Origin of the sequence: Shewanella sp. GD04112 (assembly GCF_029835735.1) — a bacterium.
Lineage (GTDB): Bacteria > Pseudomonadota > Gammaproteobacteria > Enterobacterales > Shewanellaceae > Shewanella.
This window is the reverse complement of sequence record NZ_JAOEAL010000001.1, coordinates 977,021-998,418: the sequence shown is the minus strand read 5'-3', so window position 1 is coordinate 998,418 and position 21,398 is coordinate 977,021. Positions and strand designations below refer to the sequence as shown.

General features: G+C 48.1%; 16 protein-coding genes. 6 read left to right on the top strand and 10 right to left on the bottom strand.

Annotated features, from left to right (window positions below):
* Nucleotides 1-20 precede the first annotated feature (20 nt).
* Nucleotides 21-851 carry a uroporphyrinogen-III C-methyltransferase gene (gene cobA, locus N7386_RS04400; RefSeq protein WP_279767171.1) on the bottom strand — a complete coding sequence of 277 codons (831 nt, stop codon included), beginning with the start codon at nt 849-851 and terminating at the stop codon, nt 21-23.
* Between the two features lie 430 nt (nt 852-1,281).
* On the opposite strand from cobA, the gene N7386_RS04395 reads away from it, so the two are divergent.
* Entirely contained in the window at nt 1,282-2,166 is an 885-nt protein-coding gene (locus tag N7386_RS04395) for a phospholipase A (protein WP_086902090.1), read from the top strand.
* Between the two features lie 186 nt (nt 2,167-2,352).
* A complete protein-coding gene (locus tag N7386_RS04390) occupies nt 2,353-3,900 on the top strand; it encodes a S41 family peptidase (RefSeq protein ID WP_279767170.1) in 1,548 nt (515 codons plus the stop codon).
* Nucleotides 3,901-3,930: 30 nt separating this feature from the next.
* Here N7386_RS04390 and N7386_RS04385 read toward each other — a convergent pair whose 3' ends face one another.
* From N7386_RS04385 to N7386_RS04360, 6 genes are all read right to left on the bottom strand, one after another.
* A complete protein-coding gene (locus N7386_RS04385) occupies nt 3,931-5,262 on the bottom strand; it encodes an IS4 family transposase (protein ID WP_043015601.1) in 1,332 nt (443 codons plus the stop codon).
* Nucleotides 5,263-5,396: 134 nt separating this feature from the next.
* A complete protein-coding gene (locus tag N7386_RS04380) occupies nt 5,397-7,148 on the bottom strand; it encodes a hypothetical protein (protein ID WP_279767168.1) in 1,752 nt (583 codons plus the stop codon).
* 368 nt (nt 7,149-7,516) lie between these two features.
* The gene (mtgA, locus tag N7386_RS04375; RefSeq protein WP_279767167.1) at nt 7,517-8,302 is read right to left on the bottom strand and encodes a monofunctional biosynthetic peptidoglycan transglycosylase; all 786 of its coding nucleotides are present in this window, start codon (nt 8,300-8,302) and stop codon (nt 7,517-7,519) included.
* A 676-nt stretch (nt 8,303-8,978) separates the two neighbouring features.
* On the bottom strand, nt 8,979-9,776 hold the full coding sequence (locus tag N7386_RS04370) for a phosphoadenylyl-sulfate reductase (protein ID WP_279767166.1): 798 nt from the start codon (nt 9,774-9,776) through the stop codon (nt 8,979-8,981).
* Complete coding sequence (cysI, locus tag N7386_RS04365; protein WP_011623823.1) at nt 9,769-11,466, bottom strand: assimilatory sulfite reductase (NADPH) hemoprotein subunit; 1,698 nt, start codon at nt 11,464-11,466, stop codon at nt 9,769-9,771. Before cysI ends, N7386_RS04370 begins: the two co-directional genes overlap by 8 nt.
* A 72-nt stretch (nt 11,467-11,538) precedes the next feature.
* Entirely contained in the window at nt 11,539-13,353 is a 1,815-nt protein-coding gene (locus N7386_RS04360) for an assimilatory sulfite reductase (NADPH) flavoprotein subunit (protein ID WP_279767165.1), read from the bottom strand.
* Nucleotides 13,354-13,770: 417 nt separating this feature from the next.
* Between N7386_RS04360 and N7386_RS04355 the strand changes: the two genes are divergently transcribed.
* From N7386_RS04355 to N7386_RS04345, 3 genes are all read left to right on the top strand, one after another.
* Entirely contained in the window at nt 13,771-15,297 is a 1,527-nt protein-coding gene (locus N7386_RS04355; protein ID WP_011715995.1) for a Re/Si-specific NAD(P)(+) transhydrogenase subunit alpha, read from the top strand.
* Between the two features lie 11 nt (nt 15,298-15,308).
* Nucleotides 15,309-16,793, top strand: a complete 1,485-nt coding sequence (pntB, locus tag N7386_RS04350; protein ID WP_279767164.1) for a Re/Si-specific NAD(P)(+) transhydrogenase subunit beta — start codon at nt 15,309-15,311, stop codon at nt 16,791-16,793.
* Between the two features lie 154 nt (nt 16,794-16,947).
* Nucleotides 16,948-17,337 carry a hypothetical protein gene (locus tag N7386_RS04345; protein ID WP_279767163.1) on the top strand — a complete coding sequence of 130 codons (390 nt, stop codon included), beginning with the start codon at nt 16,948-16,950 and terminating at the stop codon, nt 17,335-17,337.
* A 128-nt stretch (nt 17,338-17,465) separates the two neighbouring features.
* Here the strand turns inward: N7386_RS04345 and N7386_RS04340 are convergent, their stop codons facing one another.
* The 3 genes from N7386_RS04340 to hldE all read right to left on the bottom strand — a co-directional run bounded on the left by N7386_RS04340 (nt 17,466) and on the right by hldE (nt 20,353).
* On the bottom strand, nt 17,466-17,945 hold the full coding sequence (locus N7386_RS04340) for a TetR family transcriptional regulator (RefSeq protein ID WP_011623828.1): 480 nt from the start codon (nt 17,943-17,945) through the stop codon (nt 17,466-17,468).
* 153 nt (nt 17,946-18,098) lie between these two features.
* Nucleotides 18,099-18,926, bottom strand: coding sequence for a hypothetical protein (locus N7386_RS04335; RefSeq protein WP_279767161.1), 828 nt, complete (start codon nt 18,924-18,926; stop codon nt 18,099-18,101).
* Nucleotides 18,923-20,353 (bottom strand): bifunctional D-glycero-beta-D-manno-heptose-7-phosphate kinase/D-glycero-beta-D-manno-heptose 1-phosphate adenylyltransferase HldE, encoded by a 1,431-nt coding sequence (hldE, locus tag N7386_RS04330; protein WP_023268433.1) that lies wholly within the window; start codon nt 20,351-20,353, stop codon nt 18,923-18,925. Before hldE ends, N7386_RS04335 begins: the two co-directional genes overlap by 4 nt.
* A 102-nt stretch (nt 20,354-20,455) precedes the next feature.
* Between hldE and N7386_RS04325 the strand changes: the two genes are divergently transcribed.
* Entirely contained in the window at nt 20,456-21,382 is a 927-nt protein-coding gene (locus N7386_RS04325; RefSeq protein WP_084796736.1) for an LpxL/LpxP family Kdo(2)-lipid IV(A) lauroyl/palmitoleoyl acyltransferase, read from the top strand.
* The last annotated feature ends 16 nt before the right edge of the window (nt 21,383-21,398 follow it).

Genomic DNA, 21,398 nt, shown 5'->3' with positions numbered 1-21,398 from the left:
TTCTAAAAAATCTGATTTAACTAAATTTTTGCCACAATCTTGGCGGCATCCGCGGTATCGAGTGCTGACTCGCCCTCACCCTTAGGCTGGAACCAATTTAAGCTGTCAGCTAACGCAACCACTTCGCCAATAATCATCAGGGCGGGCATTTGCAATTGCGGATCGGCCGCGAGCTGTTCGAGCGAATCTAATTGGCCAATAAAACGCTGCTGCGACTGAGTGGTCGCCTTCGACACTATCGCCACTGGTGTTTGTGGGCTACGGCCAGCATCGATTAATCCTCGACGAATAATACCCGCATTTAAAATCCCCATATACACAACCAAGGTATTGTTTGGATTAGCATAACCCTGCCAGTCCATTGGACGGCTTTCGAGCTGACAATGGCCAGTGATAAAGGTCACCCCCTGGGCATAATCCCTGTGGGTTAATGGAATGCCCGCATAGGCCGAAGTACCACTGGCGGCGGTAATGCCGGGAACCACTTCAAATTCGACGCCCGCTTCAACTAAGGTTTGTAACTCTTCACCACCGCGGCCAAAAATAAAGGGATCGCCGCCCTTGAGGCGTACCACGTTTTTACGGGTATAAGCTTTCGTCACCAGTAACTGATTAATTTCATCCTGCGCAGCACTATGTTTACCAGCACGTTTGCCAACGGCAATCTTCTCTGCATCTTTGGGGAGCAAATCGAGGATATCTTGGCTGACGAGCGCATCGTATAGCACAGCGTCGGCTGACTTGAGAATACGCCAAGCCTTGAGGGTTAATAGCTCCACGTCTCCGGGGCCCGCGCCAACTAGCCAGACTTTGCCCTTCGCCCCTTGGCCCGGTAAAGATAAAATTTCCATCACATTCCCCGATATGAGATCAATGTGTTGCAATATAGCCCTAGTTATATTCCTTAATAAATATAAAATCATTAATTGTTATACCAAAAAGAAATAACAGCAGGACTTCGAATCAAGCCAATTCACTATACTTGAGGGAGGCAAAAGTGCCACAGGCCTAAAAATAATTTAAACAATTGAAGTACAAAGATAAATAATGCTTTCATGGCTAATTTATCGGCAATCAAAACTTGCATAAAGTCACATAACCGCACTATGTTATTGCTAAAAATTCTAGTTAGTTGCTTCTTTAGATCACGAAAATGGATTCAATATCGCCATAACCAAGTAGGGCAAATGGCAGGGTTTCTCACAATAGATCCACAAACTAATGTTAAGCTGGGCAAACAACGAGAAAGCGTAAGGCAAACAGACACATCAAGGAGGGCCGATGTCCCTATTTTATAAAGGTATCGCATTAATTGGGCTGTTAACTTGTACTGGACTACAAGCGGAAGAATCTCTCATTAAAGGACGGGTACAGGACGAGCTAGCAACCTCAGAACGTCCCTTTGTGATCACACCGCATAAAGTGAATTACATTTTACCCGCCACCTACAACCCCGATCCCAATATGGCCCCCTTTGCTCAAGATGCAGCGGAGAATAACTACACACTCGACGAGATGGAAGCTAAGTTCCAGATAAGCTTTAAGTTTCCTATTTGGTACAATGTTTTTGGCGATAATGGTCACTTATTCTTTGCCTACACTAACCAATCCTACTGGCAGGTTTATAACAAGGATATTTCTTCCCCGTTCCGTGAGACTAACCACGAACCCGAAATCTTTATGCTGTTTAACAATGACTGGAAAATTGGCAGCGTGACCAACTCCTTCTGGGGCTTTGGTGCGGTACATCAATCTAATGGCAGGTCAGGGTTACTATCCCGAAGTTGGAATCGTATTTATGGCACTATGATTTTTGATGCAGGCCCATTGGCCTTCTCAACCAAGGTGTGGTGGCGTATTCCTGAAGACGAAAAAACCGATATCCATCAACCCCGTGGCGACGATAACCCTGACATCGATGAATACATAGGTAAAGCCGAGTTTGTGGGAGTGTATGGCATCGATGACCATAGGTTCACCCTCACCCTAAAAACCAACTTTAAAGATATTGATCGAGGCTCGGCAGAATTTACGTGGAGCTACCCAATCATCGGCAATTTACGCCTTTATACTCAATACTTTAATGGATATGGTGAGAGCCTTATCGACTATAACCATCATAATCAACGTATTGGTATTGGCGTTTCCCTAAACGATATTCTCTAGTCTCTTAACCGTGACAAGGCACAAAAAATAGCCATAATTCTATGCTGACTGATGAGAACTGCTGTTAAATTGCTCAAATGGACAGGAGCAAAAGGTGCGCTCTGGTGATTTATATTGCCAAAATAGACATTTACATCGATAGTCGCACACCTTTTTAGCAGTAAAAGTAAGTTGTCATGGAGGAATATGAATTTTAGCTATCGCACTGTCGTTAGTTTGCTGGGCGTGATTATTTGCGCGAGCCTTATCAGGCTCGCGTTTTTCGCTATTCCTGAAAAAGCACAACCCACGCTAACGACCAAAGATATTCGCCAAGATCTCTATATTCTGTTCGACCAAATTGAGCAACACTCGGCATTTTACGCACTGGACCCACAGACCAATGAGCAGCAGCTCAAACGACTGGCAGGGTTAATCACAGCACAATATCAAGATGTTGTACCTAAAGAGCGCTTCGCCGCCGAGCTCACAAAACTGCTCAATACCTTAAAAGACCCAGGGACACAGGTTGCGAAAGTCGAAAATAGCAGCGGCGAACTGCCCTTAACACTCAGGCCCGTCAACGAGCAATGGCTCGCCTTGGACAGCAAAAATAATCCCATCAGCGCCGATTTTCCCTTTATTACCCATATCGATGGCATTCCCTTAAGCAAATGGATTTCGGCCAGCCAAGCCTATTTATCTGAGCCTGCAAAAAATAGCCAAGAGATGCAGCTGATTTGGCTCAAGCGACTCAATTTGCTGCGGGAGGACTTAGGCTTAAGCATCAAGCCCCATGTGCTGATAAGCTTAATTAATGATGATTTGCAGACCACGCAAGTGACTATCGCCCTGCCGCAACCATCGAAAACCATAGTTAAACCGATTGAGGATGAGGCTGAACTGAGTTTTGAAAGCCTGATCACCCAACTCGATAATTTAGCCCCGACGGCGCCAATCAGGCCTGATTATTCATTGGAGCAGATCAATCAGGCGACAGCACGGCTCAAGATTGATGATCTCTATGCCTTTGAACTCGATAAGCGGCAACAAGACGCCCTACGCCAAGGCATGGAACAACCCTTGTTGATAGTCGATTTAAGGCAAGCAAGGGGCTTTAGCCCTAAATTACTGACCATGTTATCGCGTTATCAAGATGCCCCTCAAAATGCGACGCCCTATACCTCAGCCATGACACAAATAATGGGCTTTGCCCATTATCGCCGCTCACCAGAACTGAGGAATGATTATTTAAGGCCCCTAAACTTTAGGCCGCTCGAGGCACTGGAACTCAGCTCGCCTCGACTTAAGGTACTAACGAGGCGTCTGCCAAGCATAGATGAAAGCCGATTTAGCCCTTGGTTTGTCCGCACGAAACCCGAAGTTTCAGCCGAAGGCAATAATCGCCTTGCACTGCTAGTAAGCCCTTTATGTAAACAAGAATGCGAGTGGATAGCCTACCGCACAAAAGCTTGGTCGAGAGTGAATCTGATTGGGGAGAAAACCTCGGGTGATTTTGCCAGACAATACCAACTCACATTACCTAACAGTGATTTAGATGTTCGGTTTAGCAGCTCACTCACCTATGACGCCGCAGGTGAATTGCTTTCAGGAAAAGGCACAGAGCCGGATATTTGGCTGCCACAGAACAGCGATATTGAATGGCAAGGACTGGTCAGTTTAGTGCGCGCCGCGAAACCGAAATCCATAGACTCGCCCCTAGGTTCTCAACCTAAGTTAGCGCAAGCCAATTAACAAAAAAGCCAGCAATCAGCTTAACACCTATCACTTAAGGTGTTTAGAGCGAACAGGGTAGCGAGTTTTATTGATACGAACGGTCCTTGCTTTGGGCCGTTTTCTTTTTTGGGGCAGTATGTAGCGTTTAACTCTCTCCCGCATGGCCCTTAGCTTTCTCGGGATGGAGCCGGGGGAGGCTATCGCACACCACATCAGCTCATCCTGAATATCTCTCAATGCCATCATAAAACTTATACGCAATGGCGATACCTGCGCCTCTCTCGCAATACGACTGATTTCCAGGCGAACCAAATTGTAAGCTATCAATATTCCCCAGATTTCTTGTATTACCCCCTCCACAGACTGACTTCGTAGCAGCACTTCATCTTCGAGCATATTGTGCTTTATCTCTCCGTAGCTGTTCTCTATTTCCCATCGTTCAAAATACACATCCAGTAATGACTGCGTACCATATTCCAGACTCGTTAAGGAGGTGAGAACACCTATGACGTGATTAGGTTGTTCTGGCTTAGGGTACAGGACAAGGCGGGCTTGCCATTTCTCCGGCAAGCTTGGGTCTTGTTTCCGAGCATGGGCTGACACTTTCATTTCCACTAAAAGGTCTCGCCCTTCCTTATCCAGTTGCTCAACCACTTCATATTGCGTGTTGGATTTTATCGGCGTCATCCAGTGACTCGTCGTATGTTGCCGTTGCCAATTAATCATCAACTCGGCACTGAGGTAACAGCGGTCAAAAATCGTCAGGGAGTGAGCGGGGGCTGAAGCGGCCAGCTGTTTGGCATAAGAGACCTCTCCTGTCGAGCTGGGCCCAAAGACAACATCATGTAATAAACGACTTCGCAGCGATGTGAGGGCACATAATCGAACAATCGGGTATTCAGTATGGTGGTTTTCATTGTACTTGATGTATTGGAAGTGCTCTGCAAGACAGGCGGTATCATGGGTGCGGAACTGAGTGCCGTCGACAGAAAGTAAACTCAGTCCAAACCATTTGTCATCGCTATCTTCCTGCTGGGTCCAATGGGCTGCTGTCAGTTTAAAAAGCGCTTCCAAAGGTTGGGCGGTGAGGCGCTTTCTCGCTTGAGGAATAGCACTTGGTGCAACAGAATCCCCTAAGTGGTTGGAAAGCTTGAGGTCTAGTTTATCTAAAACTTCCGTGATGGGTTTATCCCGATACAAGCCAATACCGACAATTAGCCAAACGACAAGTTCGGCGGGTAACTTACGCCGTCTCATGCTGGCTTTATTGGTAGAATCAAGGGCTTGCTCTATCCATTCGAGCGGGAGTTCTTTTTGGAAGAGAGCCAGTGATTCTGGTGCAGCAAACGTATCGACATCAATCAGCCAGTGAGCCAACATAAAAAATACCCTCAGCAATTAGTGTACTGAGGGTATTGTTAACCATCCGTAGGATCGTTCAACTGATCAATGCCTTAACTGATCGGTGTTAAGCAATCAGCTGGCTTTTCGATTAACACTCTAAGGTATCAAGCTTACTTTTTCTCGCTCGCTTTTGAGTTCATCACAGAACCAAACACTATGCCCTGTTTGTTCACATCGAAGCTCATTTGCACGCGCATATTGTAATCTTTCAGCATTTGCAGCTCTTCAGGAATCGGCTCGCCAGTCAGTTCTAACAGGGTCAGTACTGGGGTAAACATCTTACCGTAATCAGCCGACATGCTGTAAAGCCCATTGGCCGATGGCTTTTCGCCAGCCAGTTTATTGGCTAACGCTAAGCCTTTATCGCCAGAGTAAACCACTAAGTGTTGTCCCTTAATCGCCAGCATCGGCTTGATGTTCATCTCAGGCGGCAACATTAACAGTGGTGATAAGTCGGTAGGTTCGCCATTATCCGCAACTTGCAGTTCAGCTAGCATTGGAGCAAAAGGTTTCACCATATTGAACAGCATTGAAGGATTATCAGCCGTTAAGCTCACTAAGGCATCTAAGCTTTCAAGCTTTGGCTCTTGGTCTTGTGTGCTCATCTTATAATCGAGCAATGACAGGCTCACACCTTTAACGCCGTTAGCCATGCCAGTAAACATACCTAACATCGCAGGGCTCTGTTGGCTTAACTCTGCTTGCAACTCGGCAAGCGGCGCGCAGGTTAACTGCGGCTTTTGCAGGTCATCCCAAATTGCCGTCAGTGAAGGCGCAACTTCGTTAACGTCAATCCCCAGCCCCATAGAGAAGATAGTGCTGTTAATATCAGCTAAGTGGGTTGGAATATAGCCGCGCATTTTTTGCAACGCAGTTAAGATTGCCTGGTTTTTGCTTTCAACCACAAAAGAGGCCGCCATATGGCTTTCTTTTTCGGTCGAGCTAAATGCGGTTAACCCCGCCACTGTACGTGGCCAGTTAGCGGCAATGGCGGTTAGCTCAGCTTTACATTCAGGAGTGCGAATCTCAGCAAAAGGATCTTCACCTTGGCTTTCTTCTGCCATGAACTGAGTGAGCTGCTTACCTAGCATATTGCCATCGGGAGAGGTAATCGCTTTCACAATCTCAACATGGTTGATAAAGCTGATGCTATCTTCCATAAAACCATGGGTTTTGATGATGTCTTTCAGCATGCCTGAAGCGGCTAAGGATTGAGTCGGTTTCTTTATCCCGAAGGCCATTTCTAAAACTTCTGGCTCAATCGTTGTGCCAGACAAGGTCACAGTTAAGATGCCATCTTTATGAGCAAATAACAGGTCAACCTTCTCAGTAGAACCTTCTTCGGCCAGTGAATAAGCGCGATAATCAACGCCCGCTAAAGTGCGCTTTTCATGGGTGAAGCCGCTGTCTTTCTCGGCTTTATCCAAGACAGCCCAGAATGCATCGATTTGATCCACATTGGTTTTAAGAACAGGGACCACACCTAAGGTGTAGAAAAAAGGCTCGACTTCATTTGGTAAACCAAAGGTCTTAAGCAATTGGGTTGGATTTTTTATCCCATCCATATATTGCGTATAGATACTGACAAAAAACTTGGCCATAGGGCTATCTAATGCTCCTAATTCTGCCAGAGAATCTGTTGAATATTGCTGGTAATTGCCAGAAATGGATTGCAGGTAGTTTTTCAGTGGGAAAGGTTTTAACTGACCTGAAAATACTGGGGTGTCGGCAGGGATATAATCAAGCAAAGGATTGGCCGAAGCACTCGAGCTAGTTCCATGCTGAGTGTACCAATAAGCACCTGCTCCCGCTGCAATAATTGCCGCAGCAATAATTGCCGCAGCAATAACAATCTTCTTCATCTAAAACTCCATTTAATAACCGTCAAAGTGACAAAAATAATACCGAAAGCACTCACCTCCGGTATTTAAATACTGACCTGTTGTCATTCCTTTTTACACGCATCATGGCAAACCAATATCCGACACAAGCTAAAAATTAGCGAGGGGAATAGCCAAAGGACTGAGTGTATTTGAAGGGGAAATTCGTGCACTAATTTACCATTAATTAACCTAGGATGCGAATCAAGCTGCGCGATTAAGGTAAATTCGTTTAGCAAACTAAATGAAATTTACATTCAGAGCCTAATTCATCTTGAGGATAAAGTTCATATTAACGATAAAGCGCATGACATATTAATTAAGACTAAGGTTATCGCCTTATTTACCCGTTAATCGGCCTGATGAACACGATTAAGCGTCACTTCCCCTAACTGGCGCATTTGCTTACGGATCCAAGCGGAGCGCTGCTCAACATAAGGTGAAGGCGGTGAGACTTTATAACGCCAAGGATTAGGCAATACCGCTGCTAATAATGACGCCTCATACCGAGTTAATTTAGCGGCACTCTTACCAAAATAATGTTTCGATGCGGCTTCGGCGCCATATATTCCGGGGCCAAATTCGACGATGTTCAGATACACTTCGAGTATGCGCGACTTATCCCAAATCAATTCCATTAACAGAGTAAACCAGGCCTCTATTCCCTTGCGGATAAAACTGCGGCTCGACCACATAAACAGGTTTTTCGCCGCTTGCTGACTTAAGGTACTCGCACCGCGAACCTTGTTGCCCTTTTGATTGTATTCAATGGCCGAACTTATCGCGGCTAAATCAAACCCCGTGTGGCTGGCAAACTTTTGATCCTCTGCGGCAATCACGGCTAATTGTAATTCAGGGGAAATTTGCTCGAGTGAGCGCCATTGATGTCGCACCTCTGTCACTGGTGCGGGCGGGAATATTGCCCGTTCAATCCGCCAAGTCCACATCGGCGGGTCAATAAAACGCAGTAGCACCACGCTTAAAATCGAGGCGAGTAATAAGCCTAAGATAAGTTTAACGAGCCAAGCGACTATTCGCTTAAGGCCGCGTGCTTTGGGCTTTTGTGCAGGGCGATTGGATTTATTCCCTTGAGGACGATTGACATGATCGCGCATGGCATACATAGGGGCGGTCATCCAGTAATCCTCATCAATAATTCCATCAAAGGGGCCGTTTGCGGCAGCATTAGCCACTCAGCATAAAATAACACAGTGTAAGTTTATGATAATATTGTCATAAACAGCGCCAAAAACCGAGCTGAATTGATGAATTAGCGAAATAAACGATGTTAACTATGTTGGCTCAACCTCGGCAGCTTTGACCACAGCTGACCGAGGTGAAATGGGCAGATTAACTAGGGCTAGCAAGTCAATCAAACTGCTTGATACTCGCGGCGGCGAGCAAGGTCTTTTGGAAGTGCGACTGTTTTCCGTCTCGTTATATCGTTACACAGCAAACTAAGCCCATAAATAACGATATTCAACAACTTAACTTGGCAAAATACCGACTAGGGCATATCTGCGCAGTAAACTCCCTCAAAACCATCTACGGGAACTTTGTAATATAGCTCAGAACATTCTAATGTGCATAACTCTGTGAGTAAAAATGTACAAAAATTTTATTTCTGGTGAACAAGCCTTAACTAACTCTATGAAAATAAACTTTATCTGACTTTAATGACGCCAGAATGACACTTAAAATACTTTAACGGTCAAACCGCTGTAAAATTAAGCAAAGCATTCTTTGGGCGGCATAAAATAAAAAATGCCACAGGGAATACTGTGGCATTTTTCTATTAAATCAGATAGATGGTTATATTTCGTAATGCAAACCGCATTCGCGTTTTAAGCCATTAAAGCGGGTTTCTTCTTCAGTCATCCCTAATTCTAAGGGTTTACTCGAATGGGTATCCCCAACAGAAACATAACCTTGCTCCCATAGAGGATGGTAAGGCAAGTCAAATTGCGTCAGATACAAATGCACATCTTTGTTCGACCACTCGATAATCGGCAGCAGCTTAAAGCGAGTGCCATGAATAGCCAATATCGGTAACTCTTCGCGAGTGCTTGACTGGCTGCGGCGTAGTCCCGCGAACCAAGTGCCGACTTCAAGTTCCGTCAAAGCACGTTGCATCGGCTCTACTTTATTCAGTCGATTGTAACGCTCGAGCCCATCTAAGCCCTGCTCCCACAACTTGCCAAAACGCGCTTCCTGCCATGCCGAGGTCATTGGCGCTTGGTAAACCTTGAGGTTTAAGGATAAACGCTCGGTAAGCTGGTCAATAAACTGATATGTCTCAGGAAAGAGGTAGCCAGTATCCGTTAAGATCACCGGAATATCCGATTGCACCTGACTCACCATATGCAGCATCACCGCCGCCTGGATCCCAAAACTGGATGACAGCGCATGATTACCCGGCAAATAAGCTAAGCCCCAGAGCACTCGCTCTTGAGCCGTCAAGCCGGCCAAAAAGCGATTAATGCGCTCCAGTTCCGCTTGCTGCACATCCTTAGGCGCCGTCAGCAGCGCTTTAAGTTCGCTGCTACTTACCACGCTCTGCAACGCGTTCGGCAAGCCGGAACCCGTTACCCCAGAATCAAGATCAGCCATGGAAATCCTTAGCGGCATCGATTACCGCCTTCACTACGCCCGTGCGGACGGTGAAGTTACCAAAGGTTTCGCCTGCATTTCGCTCAATTGCGTAGCGGGCAAATAATGCATCCAATTCAGCAAGGATCTCAGCCTCTTGGATATTCTCTCTGTACATCTTATTCAGACGAGTGCCTTCGAAGTTCGCACCGAGATACAGGTTATAGCGACCCGGCGCCTTACCCACTAAGCCGATTTCGGCGGCAAATGGGCGGGCGCAACCGTTTGGACAGCCGGTCATACGCACCACGATTGCTTGATCGCTAATGCCATTTTTAGCCTGCAGCGCATCGATATGGTCGATAAACTCAGGGAAATAACGCTCAGCTTCCGCCATCGCCAATGGACAGGTTGGCAAGGCCACACAGGCAATCGAATGACCGCGGGTTTGGGTCAGCACTTGGCCAAGTAAACCGTGTTTACGGGCAAGGCCTTCGATGGTCGCTTTATCCTCTGGGGCTACACCAGCAATAATCATATTCTGGTTAGACGTCATGCGGAAATCGCCCTTGTGGATCTTCGCGATTTCACGCATGCCGGTTTGTAAACTCTTTCCGGGCACGTCTTTAATGCGGCCGCTTTCGATAAATAGGGTTAAATGCCACTTACCATCGACACCTTCGACCCAGCCGTAACGATCGCCGCGATCGCCAATCACCACATCGCGCTTGGGCTCAAACTTGACGCCAGCACGGGCTTCCACTTCGGCCTTAAACTTCTCATAACCATGGTCGACGATAGTGTACTTAAGGCGCGAACGCTTACGATTGGTACGATTACCCCAGTCACGCTGCACTGTCATCACAGCTTCGGCAAACTTCATCACATCTTCAGTCTTGATAAAACCAAAGTCATCGGCCAAGCGCGGGAAGGTTTCGACTTCACCGTGGGTCGAGCCCATGCCGCCACCAGCGGTCAGGTTAAAACCGACTAATTCGCCATTTTCGGCCACCGCAATAAAGCCTAGGTCGTTAGTGTAGACATCAACATCGTTATCCGGCGGTACGGCAACGGCCATCTTAAACTTACGTGGCAAGTAGGTTTTGCCATACACAGGTTCAACGGTTTCGTCTTCTGTGGTCAGTAACTTCTCTTCATCTAACCAAATCTCGGCGTAGGCACGAGTGTGGGGCAACAGGTGATCAGACAGCTTCTTCGCGACTTCATAGGCCTGCGCATGCAGCTTAGATTCCACCGGATTCGGGTTACACATCACGTTGCGGTTAACATCACCACAGGCGGCGATAGAATCGAGCGCCTCACGGTCCAAGCCTTGAATAATGGTCTTGAGGTTACGCTTTGGAATGCCGTGGTATTGGAACGTCTGACGCGTCGTTAAACGAATGCTGTTAGAGCTGGTGAGCGTCGAGGCAATTTCATCCACGCCTAACCATTGCTTAGGTGTACACACACCGCCTGGCACGCGGGCACGTAACATAAAGCTATATAGAGGCTCGAGTTTTTGCTCTTTTCGCTCGTTACGTAAATCGCGGTCATCCTGCTGATAGAAGCCGTGGAATTTGATCAATTGCTGATCACCGTCGCTAAAACTGCCCGTCACCGAGGAATCTAATCCCTCTTTAATGGTGCCACGCAGATAATCACTGTCGGTCTTTAGGTATTCGTTTAATGCTAACTTTTGCTCACTCATGGCAACTGCCTCTTAAAATTCGTTCGGCGGCAGTATCTCAGTGGATACTGCTCTATCTTTGGGATCGATTAATTAGTACACGTCTTTTTGGTAACGTTTATGACTGCGCAGGGTCTCGAAATATTCTTCCGCCGCCTCGCTCGACAGTCCGCCAAACTCCACCGCAACCCCTAATAGGGCTTGGTGTACGTCTTTAGCCATACGTTCAGCATCACCACAAATATAGAGATGCGCGCCATTTTGCAGCCACTGCCACAGGGTTTGTCCATGCTCTTTAATGCGGTGCTGCACGTAAATCTTATGGGCCTGATCCCGCGAAAATGCCACATCGATACGGGTCAAATCGCCGTTTTTCAGATACTGTTGCCACTCGGTTTGATACAGGAAGTCCTGCTCAAAGTGAGGATTACCGAAGAATAACCAGCTATCGCCCTCAGCGCCTTGTGCCACGCGTTCCTGCATAAAGGCGCGAAACGGCGCAACCCCTGTGCCAGGGCCAATCATGATGACTGGCGTTTGTGGATCTTCAGGTAAACGGAAATGCTTGTTCGGTTCAACATACACTTTTACTTCGGCGCCTTCCTCTGCCGAGGCTAAGAAATGCGATGCACCGCCAAAACGGGCTTGTCCTTGGTGATCATCTTCCACCAAAGCCACGGTGAGATGCACTTCGGTATCGACCTCACTCTGGCTCGAGGCGATGGAGTAGAGTCTTGGCGTTAATGGGCGTAATAATTCCACTAACTTGTTTGCATCGAGATTAGCATCGGCCTTGAGCTGATAGTTCGCCACTAAGTCTGCAAATTGATGATGTAAGATAAACTGGCGAACCTGTTCTTTATCTTCGCTCAGGGCAAGCAGCTCTGGGCTTGCGGACAACTCGGCCCAGGCTTTGACTAAACCAGGATATAACTGTGTCAGCTCTTTCTTCTCGATTAAGGCTTGTTTGAGGCTGATGGATTCATTAGCGACAGTCACCTTAGTATCGGCGGCTAACCCTAAGCCCGCTAAAATCTCATCGACTAAAGTTTCATTGTTGCTAAACCATACTCCAAGGGCATCACCGACTTCATAGCGTAAGCCTGACTCGCCTAAATCGATTTCAACGTGGCGCACGTCTCGGTCTGAACCACGTCCAGTGATCTTCTGGCTCACCAACACTTCGGCACTGTAAGGGTTTTGCTTAGTAAATTCGCTCTCGCTGGCAGCGAGTGCCGAGCTGGTATCATTGAGCGCCACCACGTTAGCCGTGGTTTGAATGAGTGGCTTCACGGCGGAGAGTACATCGGCGTGCCACTGTCCGGCCGCAGCCTCATAGTCCACATCACACTCAACCAGAGGCAGCAGCGCTTTGGCGCCTAATGCCGAAAGACGGGCATCGAAGTCTTTACCTGTCTGGCAGAAAAACTCATAGCTTGAATCGCCCAGCGCCAACACAGAGTAATGTAAGTTGTTTAATTGAGGTGCGCGTTTCGATGCTAAAAACTTATGTAATTCAATCGCATCATCCGGCGCTTCACCCTCACCATGGGTACTGACCACCAGCAATAACAAGGTTTCTTGCTTAAGCTGACGCACATTGTATTCACCCATAGAAGCTAGATTCACACTATAGCCCTGCGCTTTTGCCTTCTCGGCCAAGGCTTTGGCAATACCACGGCCATTGCCGGTTTGGCTGCCATAGAGAATGGTCACTGTCTGCGCCGCCTGAGCGTCGGACACGGGTGCAAGCTGGGCCAGATTACCCGACGCATTGGCCGTTGCGGCTAAATAACCGCTCACCCAAGCAAGTTGCACCGCGTTTAATTCAGCGGTGAGTTGTTTCAGCTTTTCGACCTGCGGTTGCGACAGGGGTGAAGCCAGTGATGAAAGTTCTTTTAACAACATGAGACGGCCCTATGACAGTGTAATGTCCAGCAGATTAGCGTGGTTTTAGAAAAGCAAAAAAGAATAATATTTGATTTTTAATTCCATTTTGGAATATACAAAGTGCAAAATTTAAGCTACAAAAGTGTGCACTGGTTAAAAGTTTTTGATACGACCAGTTCAGAAACGACCAGCTTGAGCAATATGCGCTTGTGTCAAACCAAAGTATTGCCACAATGGTGACGAGCCTGCTGTACAGTACCTTCTGTTGCTCGCAAAGAAGTTTGTTTTCAAGCACAAATTTCATACCAAGATTGAATGCGCTAACTGCCACAACTGAATAAACGAGTTCATTCTTATCGCGGCCTAGCCCTACCTAGGTTTAGCTCAGGGGAAGCACTCAGGCGGAACGATTATATAAACCACCAGGGAGTAATCATGCAGATTGGAATACCGAGAGAGAGTCTCGCCGGTGAGACTCGGGTCGCCGCGACCCCTGCCACCGTCGAACAACTTAAAAAGCTCGGCTTTGAAGTTGTTGTTGAGGCCAATGCTGGCTTACTGTCTAGCTTTGACGATGCCGCTTTTGAAGCCGCTGGGGCGAAGATCACGGCAGAGGTTTGGCAAGCGGATCTGATTTTTAAAGTCAATGCACCGACCGATGCTGAAATTGCGCAAATTAAAGAAGGCGCGACCTTAATCAGCTTTATCTGGCCCGCTCAAAATGCTGAGTTGGTCGAGAAACTGTCTAAACGCAACATCAATGTGATGGCGATGGACATGGTGCCACGTATTTCCCGTGCCCAATCCCTCGATGCTCTCTCTTCTATGGCCAATATCGGCGGTTATCGCGCCGTTGTTGAAGCCGCGCACCACTTTGGCCGTTTCTTTACCGGACAAATTACCGCCGCGGGTAAAGTTCCGCCAGCCAAAGTGCTGGTGATTGGTGCCGGCGTGGCGGGTCTTGCGGCCATTGGTACCGCGGGCTCGCTAGGGGCAATCGTTCGCGCCTTCGACACACGCTTAGAAGTGGCCGAACAAATCGAATCCATGGGTGGCCAGTTCCTCAAACTGGATTTTACCAATGAAGATGGCAGCTCATCGGACGGTTACGCTAAAACCATGTCGGACGAGTTTATCGCCGCCGAAATGGCATTGTTTGCCGAGCAAGCCAAAGAAGTCGATATCATCATTACCACAGCGCTGATCCCAGGCCGTCCCGCACCTAAACTCATCACTAAGGCGATGGTCGACAGCATGAAACCCGGCTCAGTGATTGTCGATATGGCCGCGCAAGCGGGTGGCAACTGTGAATACACTCAGCCTAGCGAGCTATTCGTGACCGAGAATGGCGTCAAAGTCATCGGCTTTACCGATCTTCCCGGCCGCCTGCCCGCGCAGTCTTCACAGCTTTACGGCACTAACTTAGTCAACCTGATGAAGTTAATGTGTAAAGAGAAAAATGGCGTCGCCAGCATCAACTTCGATGATGTGGTGATGCGCAATATGACAGTGGTCAAAGCAGGCGAAGTGACCTTCCCGCCACCGGCGATTTCGGTGTCGGCGGCGCCCGCCAAACCTGCGGCTAAGGTTGAAGCCAAAGCGGCTGAGGCCAAAAAGCCATCCAAGCTTAAGTATATTCTCGCCGCCCTTGGTGCTGCGGGTTTTGCTGCGGTTGCCTCGGTTGCTCCAGCCGAGTTCTTATCCCACTTTACGGTTTTTGTCCTGTCCTGCGTGGTGGGCTATTACGTGGTGTGGAACGTATCCCACTCACTACATACGCCTTTAATGTCAGTGACTAACGCGATTTCGGGCATTATCGTGGTCGGCGCCTTGCTGCAAATTGGTCAAGGTTCAACCTTGGTCACTGTGCTGGCGTTTATCGCCGTGCTGATCGCCAGTATTAACATCTTCGGCGGTTTCACCGTCACTCAGCGCATGCTGAAGATGTTCCGTAAAGATTAAGGGGGTATAACGTGTCTCAAGGACTGGTAACAGCAGCTTACATTATTGCCGCCGTGCTCTTTATCTTCAGTCTCGCAGGATTGTCGAAGCAAGAAACGGCCAAACACGGCAATTTATTTGGTATCACAGGTATGGCCATCGCCCTACTGGCGACCATTTTTAATCCTGACACCAGTGGTGTCGCTTGGATTATTGTCGCCATGGTGATTGGTGGTGCCATCGGCGTGCGTTTAGCACTTAAAGTCGAAATGACGGAAATGCCCGAACTGGTCGCAGTACTTCACAGCTTTGTGGGTATGGCGGCGGTATTAGTGGGCTTTAACAGCTTTATCGACCTACACCCAGAGCAAGTATCGCAAGTGGTTGTGGCCGTTGGCGGAGATATCAACTCCACCTTAGCCGCAGTGCAGGATGCGCTAAGCGAAGCGGCTAAAGCCGCCGAGAAAGCCCATTTAACTGGCGCTATGCTCAACATTCACTTAGTGGAAGTATTCCTCGGGATCTTTATCGGTGCGGTGACCTTCACGGGTTCTATCGTGGCCTTCGGTAAGTTACGTGGATTAATTTCCTCAAAACCTTTGATGTTGCCACATCGCCATAAACTGAACCTCGCAGCGGTATTGGTATCATTGGCGCTATTGGTTTACTTCGTACAAACGGGTGGCACTATGCCCGCCCTACTGTTGATGACACTTATCGCCTTCGCCTTTGGCTGGCATTTAGTGGCTTCAATCGGCGGTGCGGACATGCCAGTTGTGGTCTCTATGCTGAACTCCTACTCAGGTTGGGCAGCAGCAGCGGCGGGCTTTATGCTGTCAAACGATCTGCTGATCGTGACAGGTGCGCTCGTGGGCTCATCGGGTGCGATTCTGTCTTACATCATGTGTAAGGCGATGAACCGCTCGTTTATCTCGGTTATCGCAGGTGGATTTGGCACCGATGGTGTGACCTCATCTAGCGATGAAGAGATGGGCGAATACCGCGAAACCAACGCTGAAGATGTGGCTGACATGCTGAAAAACGCAACTTCTGTCATCATCACCCCAGGCTATGGTATGGCAGTGGCTCAGGCACAATATCCTGTGGCTGAAATCACTCAAAAACTGCGTGATCGCGGCGTGAAGGTACGCTTTGGTATTCATCCAGTGGCGGGTCGCTTACCTGGCCATATGAACGTACTCTTGGCCGAAGCCAAAGTGCCCTACGATATCGTGCTCGAAATGGACGAAATCAACGAGGACTTTAGCGATACCGACGTAGTACTCGTCATTGGTGCCAACGATACGGTGAACCCTGCGGCGATGGAAGATCCGGGCAGCCCAATTGCAGGCATGCCAGTGCTCGAAGTGTGGAAAGCACAAAACGTGATTGGCTTTAAACGCTCAATGAACACAGGTTATGCGGGTGTACAAAACCCACTGTTCTTTAAAGATAATACTCAAATGCTGTTCGGCGACGCTAAGGCCAGCGTTGAGGCGATTTTAAAAGCGCTGTAATGCTTAAGTTTGCCTATTAACCATAAAGGGAGCCACTTGGCTCCCTTTATCTTTTCCCCTGCTTAGGGATGTGTTTTCACACGTTTTTAAGCCAGCTCAGCTAGTCTCTGCGCAACTTACTTGTAGTCGCCCCATTCATTGAAAGGATAGCTTGATGCTGCTTGGATTATTTATGCTGTCGGCAATTTTGATTAAAACCTCATTGCTGGGGCTCGGCTGGATATCGATTGGCATTGGCATCGGCGGTTATCTATTTTGCCGCTATTACCGCTTTAATCTCGCCGCTCGTTTGGTGCAAAAGTTTAAGCGCCTCTTTATTACAGGGGCGATACTACACTTGCTCTTGTACCTTGGGCTTATCGTTAAACTCTTCCTTATCGATAGTATTGAGGATATTCCAGCCTTCTTTATCAGCCATTTGGTGTTCCATCATGCGCTTTGCGCCCTGATCGCCGCGGCGCTGACCTTTATGGCTGTCGGCGTTTATCTTACCCAACAAAAGTTAAAACAAGCGCAGCTGTCTCCCCCATTGCAGCTTAACTAACTGCAGCTTAAATAACTAAGGGATGCGTAAAATCTCTGACGCCACGGCGGATAAAACCAACTGCTATTCGCCAAACCATAGAAACAAAAAAGGAGCCTAAGGCTCCTTTTTTGTGGTGATGCTTAAGATTATGCCGCTTTGGCAACATCAAAATTCGACAGCAGCATGACCGCAGTACGGCCTAATAGGTGATTGATAGTACGATCGCCGACCAATCCTAATTCAGCAATGGCTTGCTGACGTGCTGTACTGACCGCTCTGAAGAGGGTGATTTCGTTATTCGCGCCACCACATAGGCTGAAGAATAATCTTAACACTGCGCGGTAATGCTCTTCTTGCATCGCTTTCATCCAAGAGGCTTCTAAGGCTTCTTGGCTAGAAAAGTCGAGCGCTGCAACAAATAAATTGCCAATACGACTATCTAAACGGATTAAGAAGTCGTTTTTACGCGGAAAGTGATGACTAATACCGGTGCGGCTAATCCCCGTTGCTTCAGATAACGTGGTATAAGACATAGTCTCAAAGCCAATAGTCAAAATTTGTCTTAACGCTTCATCCATAATCTGATTTATGGTCTGCTCAGTCTGTACTCGCGAGCGCTTAGCCATAGTAAAGTCTCCCGTTGTTCTTTTTCTGGGGTAGAGCTTACCAAAGCCTTTCAGGGATTACTGCTGTTTGGAAACGCCAAACAAGTGTATTTCGCTTTTGTTCAGCTAGGGTTCAGTTTGAAACAGGGAGATTTATCGATTCCGTTTACATATTCACAACATTGAATTTTGTACTAACCAGTCGTGTGCTTTTGCCTCCCCCATCAGCAATGTCAGTGTCGGGGTAAGGTAACGCCCAAGATCCGGCTTGCGCCAAGATAGGTATGCTGGCAGGGGTTGCAGTACAGTCTCACCAAAAGTCCGCTGCATTAAACTCGAATATTCACGTAATATCTGTGGCTCAATTTGTATTATTTTAGGATAAAAATCGGCGACAAAATCGCGATATTGGCTGTAATGGACAATCTGATCCACTTGATACTTTTTTAACACTTGTATCATCATCGGACTGGTCCAGTGAGACATATACTGCGAACTTGTTAACGCCGCAAGGTTGCGTCTGTGATATTGCTGCCAGGCTAAATCAAGATTGCCCTTGGCCTTAGCGACACGCCAAACAAGATAGAGATCCGCCAACCACTCATGCTGATAAGCTGTTAATTCTTTAGGTAATAAACTGCCCTGCAAGGCCAGATTTTCAAGGTGTCCTAGCTCATGCCATAGGGTCAATAATGTCTGTTCTTTGAGGTCATATTGATAGGTTGTGCCATCAATATTGAGCAATTGAAACTCTGGTGTTTCTCGCTCATTTATCAGGATTAAACCGGAGAAATGACTATTTTCGACGGGTAACACCATGGCACTGCGAAGCCCAAGTTCAGTTTGGAATTGGGCTTCACTGCGGGGGAGTTGTTCACGAACCTGAGTTGGAAAGCTTGCCAGACACTGAGTCAATTGCGCTAACGGGCAAATTAACGCCTGCTTGTCGCCAATAGGCACCCAAGTCAGGCTAGAGATCAGTGTCAGGGCAATGAGACTCACTGTTTTGCCATGATATTTTGGATAATGGCCGTGGTTGATATCCCGTCTTCAAACCCTAACACTTGGACTTGGCCACCCGCGGCGATCACCTCGGCACCCCCAGCGATATCCTCAACCTTATAATCTCCTCCTTTGACAAGGAGATCGGGGAGCAATCTGGCGATAATCCGCTGTGGCGTGTCTTCAGTAAAAGGCACAACCCAATCGACAGCGGCTAATCCCGCTAACACCGCCATACGTCTATCCACTTGATTGACTGGGCGGCCTTCGCCTTTTAAGCGTTTGACCGAGGCGTCGTCATTCACGGCCACAATCAATCTGTCGCCTAAGGCTTTGGCTTGCTTGAGGTAACTGACGTGCCCCGCGTGCAGAATATCGAAGCAACCGTTGGTCATCACCACTCGCTCGCCGCGCAATTTGGCTTGCTCTAGGGCATAGGCAAGTTGATCTTCACTCACCACTCCAAAACCCGACTCACCGTGGTGCAGTGCTAAGGCTTCAATCAGCTCGATACGAGACACGGTTGAAGTGCCTAATTTACCCACCACAACCCCTGCGGCGGTATTGGCAATGGCGCACGCCTGCGGCAGTTCTGCGCCCGCGGCGAGTGAGGTTGCCAGAGCAGAAATCACAGTATCACCAGCGCCTGTTACGTCATACACCTCACGGGCCACCGTAGGAATGTGTAACTCTGGGGCATTGGCCGTCACTAAGGTCATGCCCTTTTCGGAGCGAGTAACTAAGATAGCGTCGAACTGATGCTTATTGAGTAAGCCACGGGCCTTTTCGAGCAGATCCGCCTCAGAGGTTACCGCGCCAACTACGGCTTCAAATTCACTCATATTGGGTGTGATGAGTGAAGCGCCATGGTAACGGCTAAAATCGGAACCCTTTGGATCGACAAGCACTTTCACGCCTTTAGCGCGAGCCAGCGCAATAAAATCCTGCGGCTTATCAATAGCACCCTTCGCATAATCCGACAGCACCACTACATCGACCGAATCGAGCAAGGCTTCGGATTGTTTAAGCAAACGCGCACTATCCTGCTTATCGAAGGACTCTTCAAAATCGAGGCGAATGAGTTGCTGGTTACGCGACAATACTCGCAGCTTGGTAATGGTCGGTTTGTCGGCAATATTCAACCACTGTGGCTCAACGCCCAACGCTTGCACGCCAAGGGTTAACGCCTTAGCGGTATCATCTTCGCCGACTAACCCCGCCAATTGCACTTGGCCGCCTAGGGTCGCGATATTTAGCGCCACGTTGGCCGCACCGCCCGGTCTGTCTTCGACTTGGTTAATCTTCACCACAGGCACAGGCGCTTCGGGCGAGATACGACCCGTTGGCCCAACCCAGTAGCGATCTAACATCACATCGCCGACAACTAACACTTTGGCTTTTTCAAATGCTGGCAGAGAAACCTTCATAGCGCTCTTATCTATTGCAGAAATTAAACCGTGATTGTACCTAATTTTCGGCAAAATATGAGTTAGAATAAGCAGTAATTTTCAAAAGTAGTGAGTATTTTTGTGGTCGAGAAAGCTGAGTTTTCATCATCCTTATATCATCCGAAGCACTGGCCCATGTGGTTTGGGGTGTTAGTGATGCGGATTACCCAAGTGTTACCTCTCTCGTGGCAGATGAAGTTAGGTAAAGGATTAGGCCGATTAGTTAAGACTATTGCAGGCAGTCGAACCCATACCGCGCGCCGCAATTTAACTCTCTGCTTCCCCGATATGCCCGAGTCAGAGCGCGAAGCCCTCCTGACCCGTAACTTTGAAGAAACGGGTAAAGCGATTTTCGATACCATCAATGCTTGGTGGTGGACCGATGAAAAAATCCAACAGCATATGCAGATCACCGGCAAAGAGTACGTGCAAGACACCTTGAATGCCGGCCATGGAGTGATTCTGTTTGCCGTGCACTGCTTACCACTGGAAATGGGCGCGCGTATTTTTGGTCAATTCCAACCCGGTGTTGGGGTGTATCGTCCACACAACAATCCGGTGATGGAATATCTACAGGTAAAAGGCCGCTTACGCTCAAACAAAGCCTTAGTGCCGAAACGCGATCTACGCCAAATGGTGCGTTGTTTACGCAATCCCGATGTGATTTGGTATACCGCCGATCAGGATTTTGGGCGTTCGAGTGCGGTGTTTATTCCCTTCTATGCCGTGCCCGATGCAGCGACCATTACCGGTGCCACCACACTGGCAAAACTCGGTAAGGCCAAAGTGCTGCCCTTCTTTGTGGAGCGCACCGAAGGCGATAAGGGTTACCATATTGAGATTATGCCGCCGCTGGATAACTTCCCCGGTGAAGATGAGCTAGCCGATGCCATTCGCGGTAACAAAATTATCGAAGGAATTATCGATAGAAATCGCGCCCAATATATGTGGCTTCACCGCCGCTTTAAGACTCGCCCAGATCCAACGGACAAGTCCTTATATAAATAAGCTATCGTTACGTCTG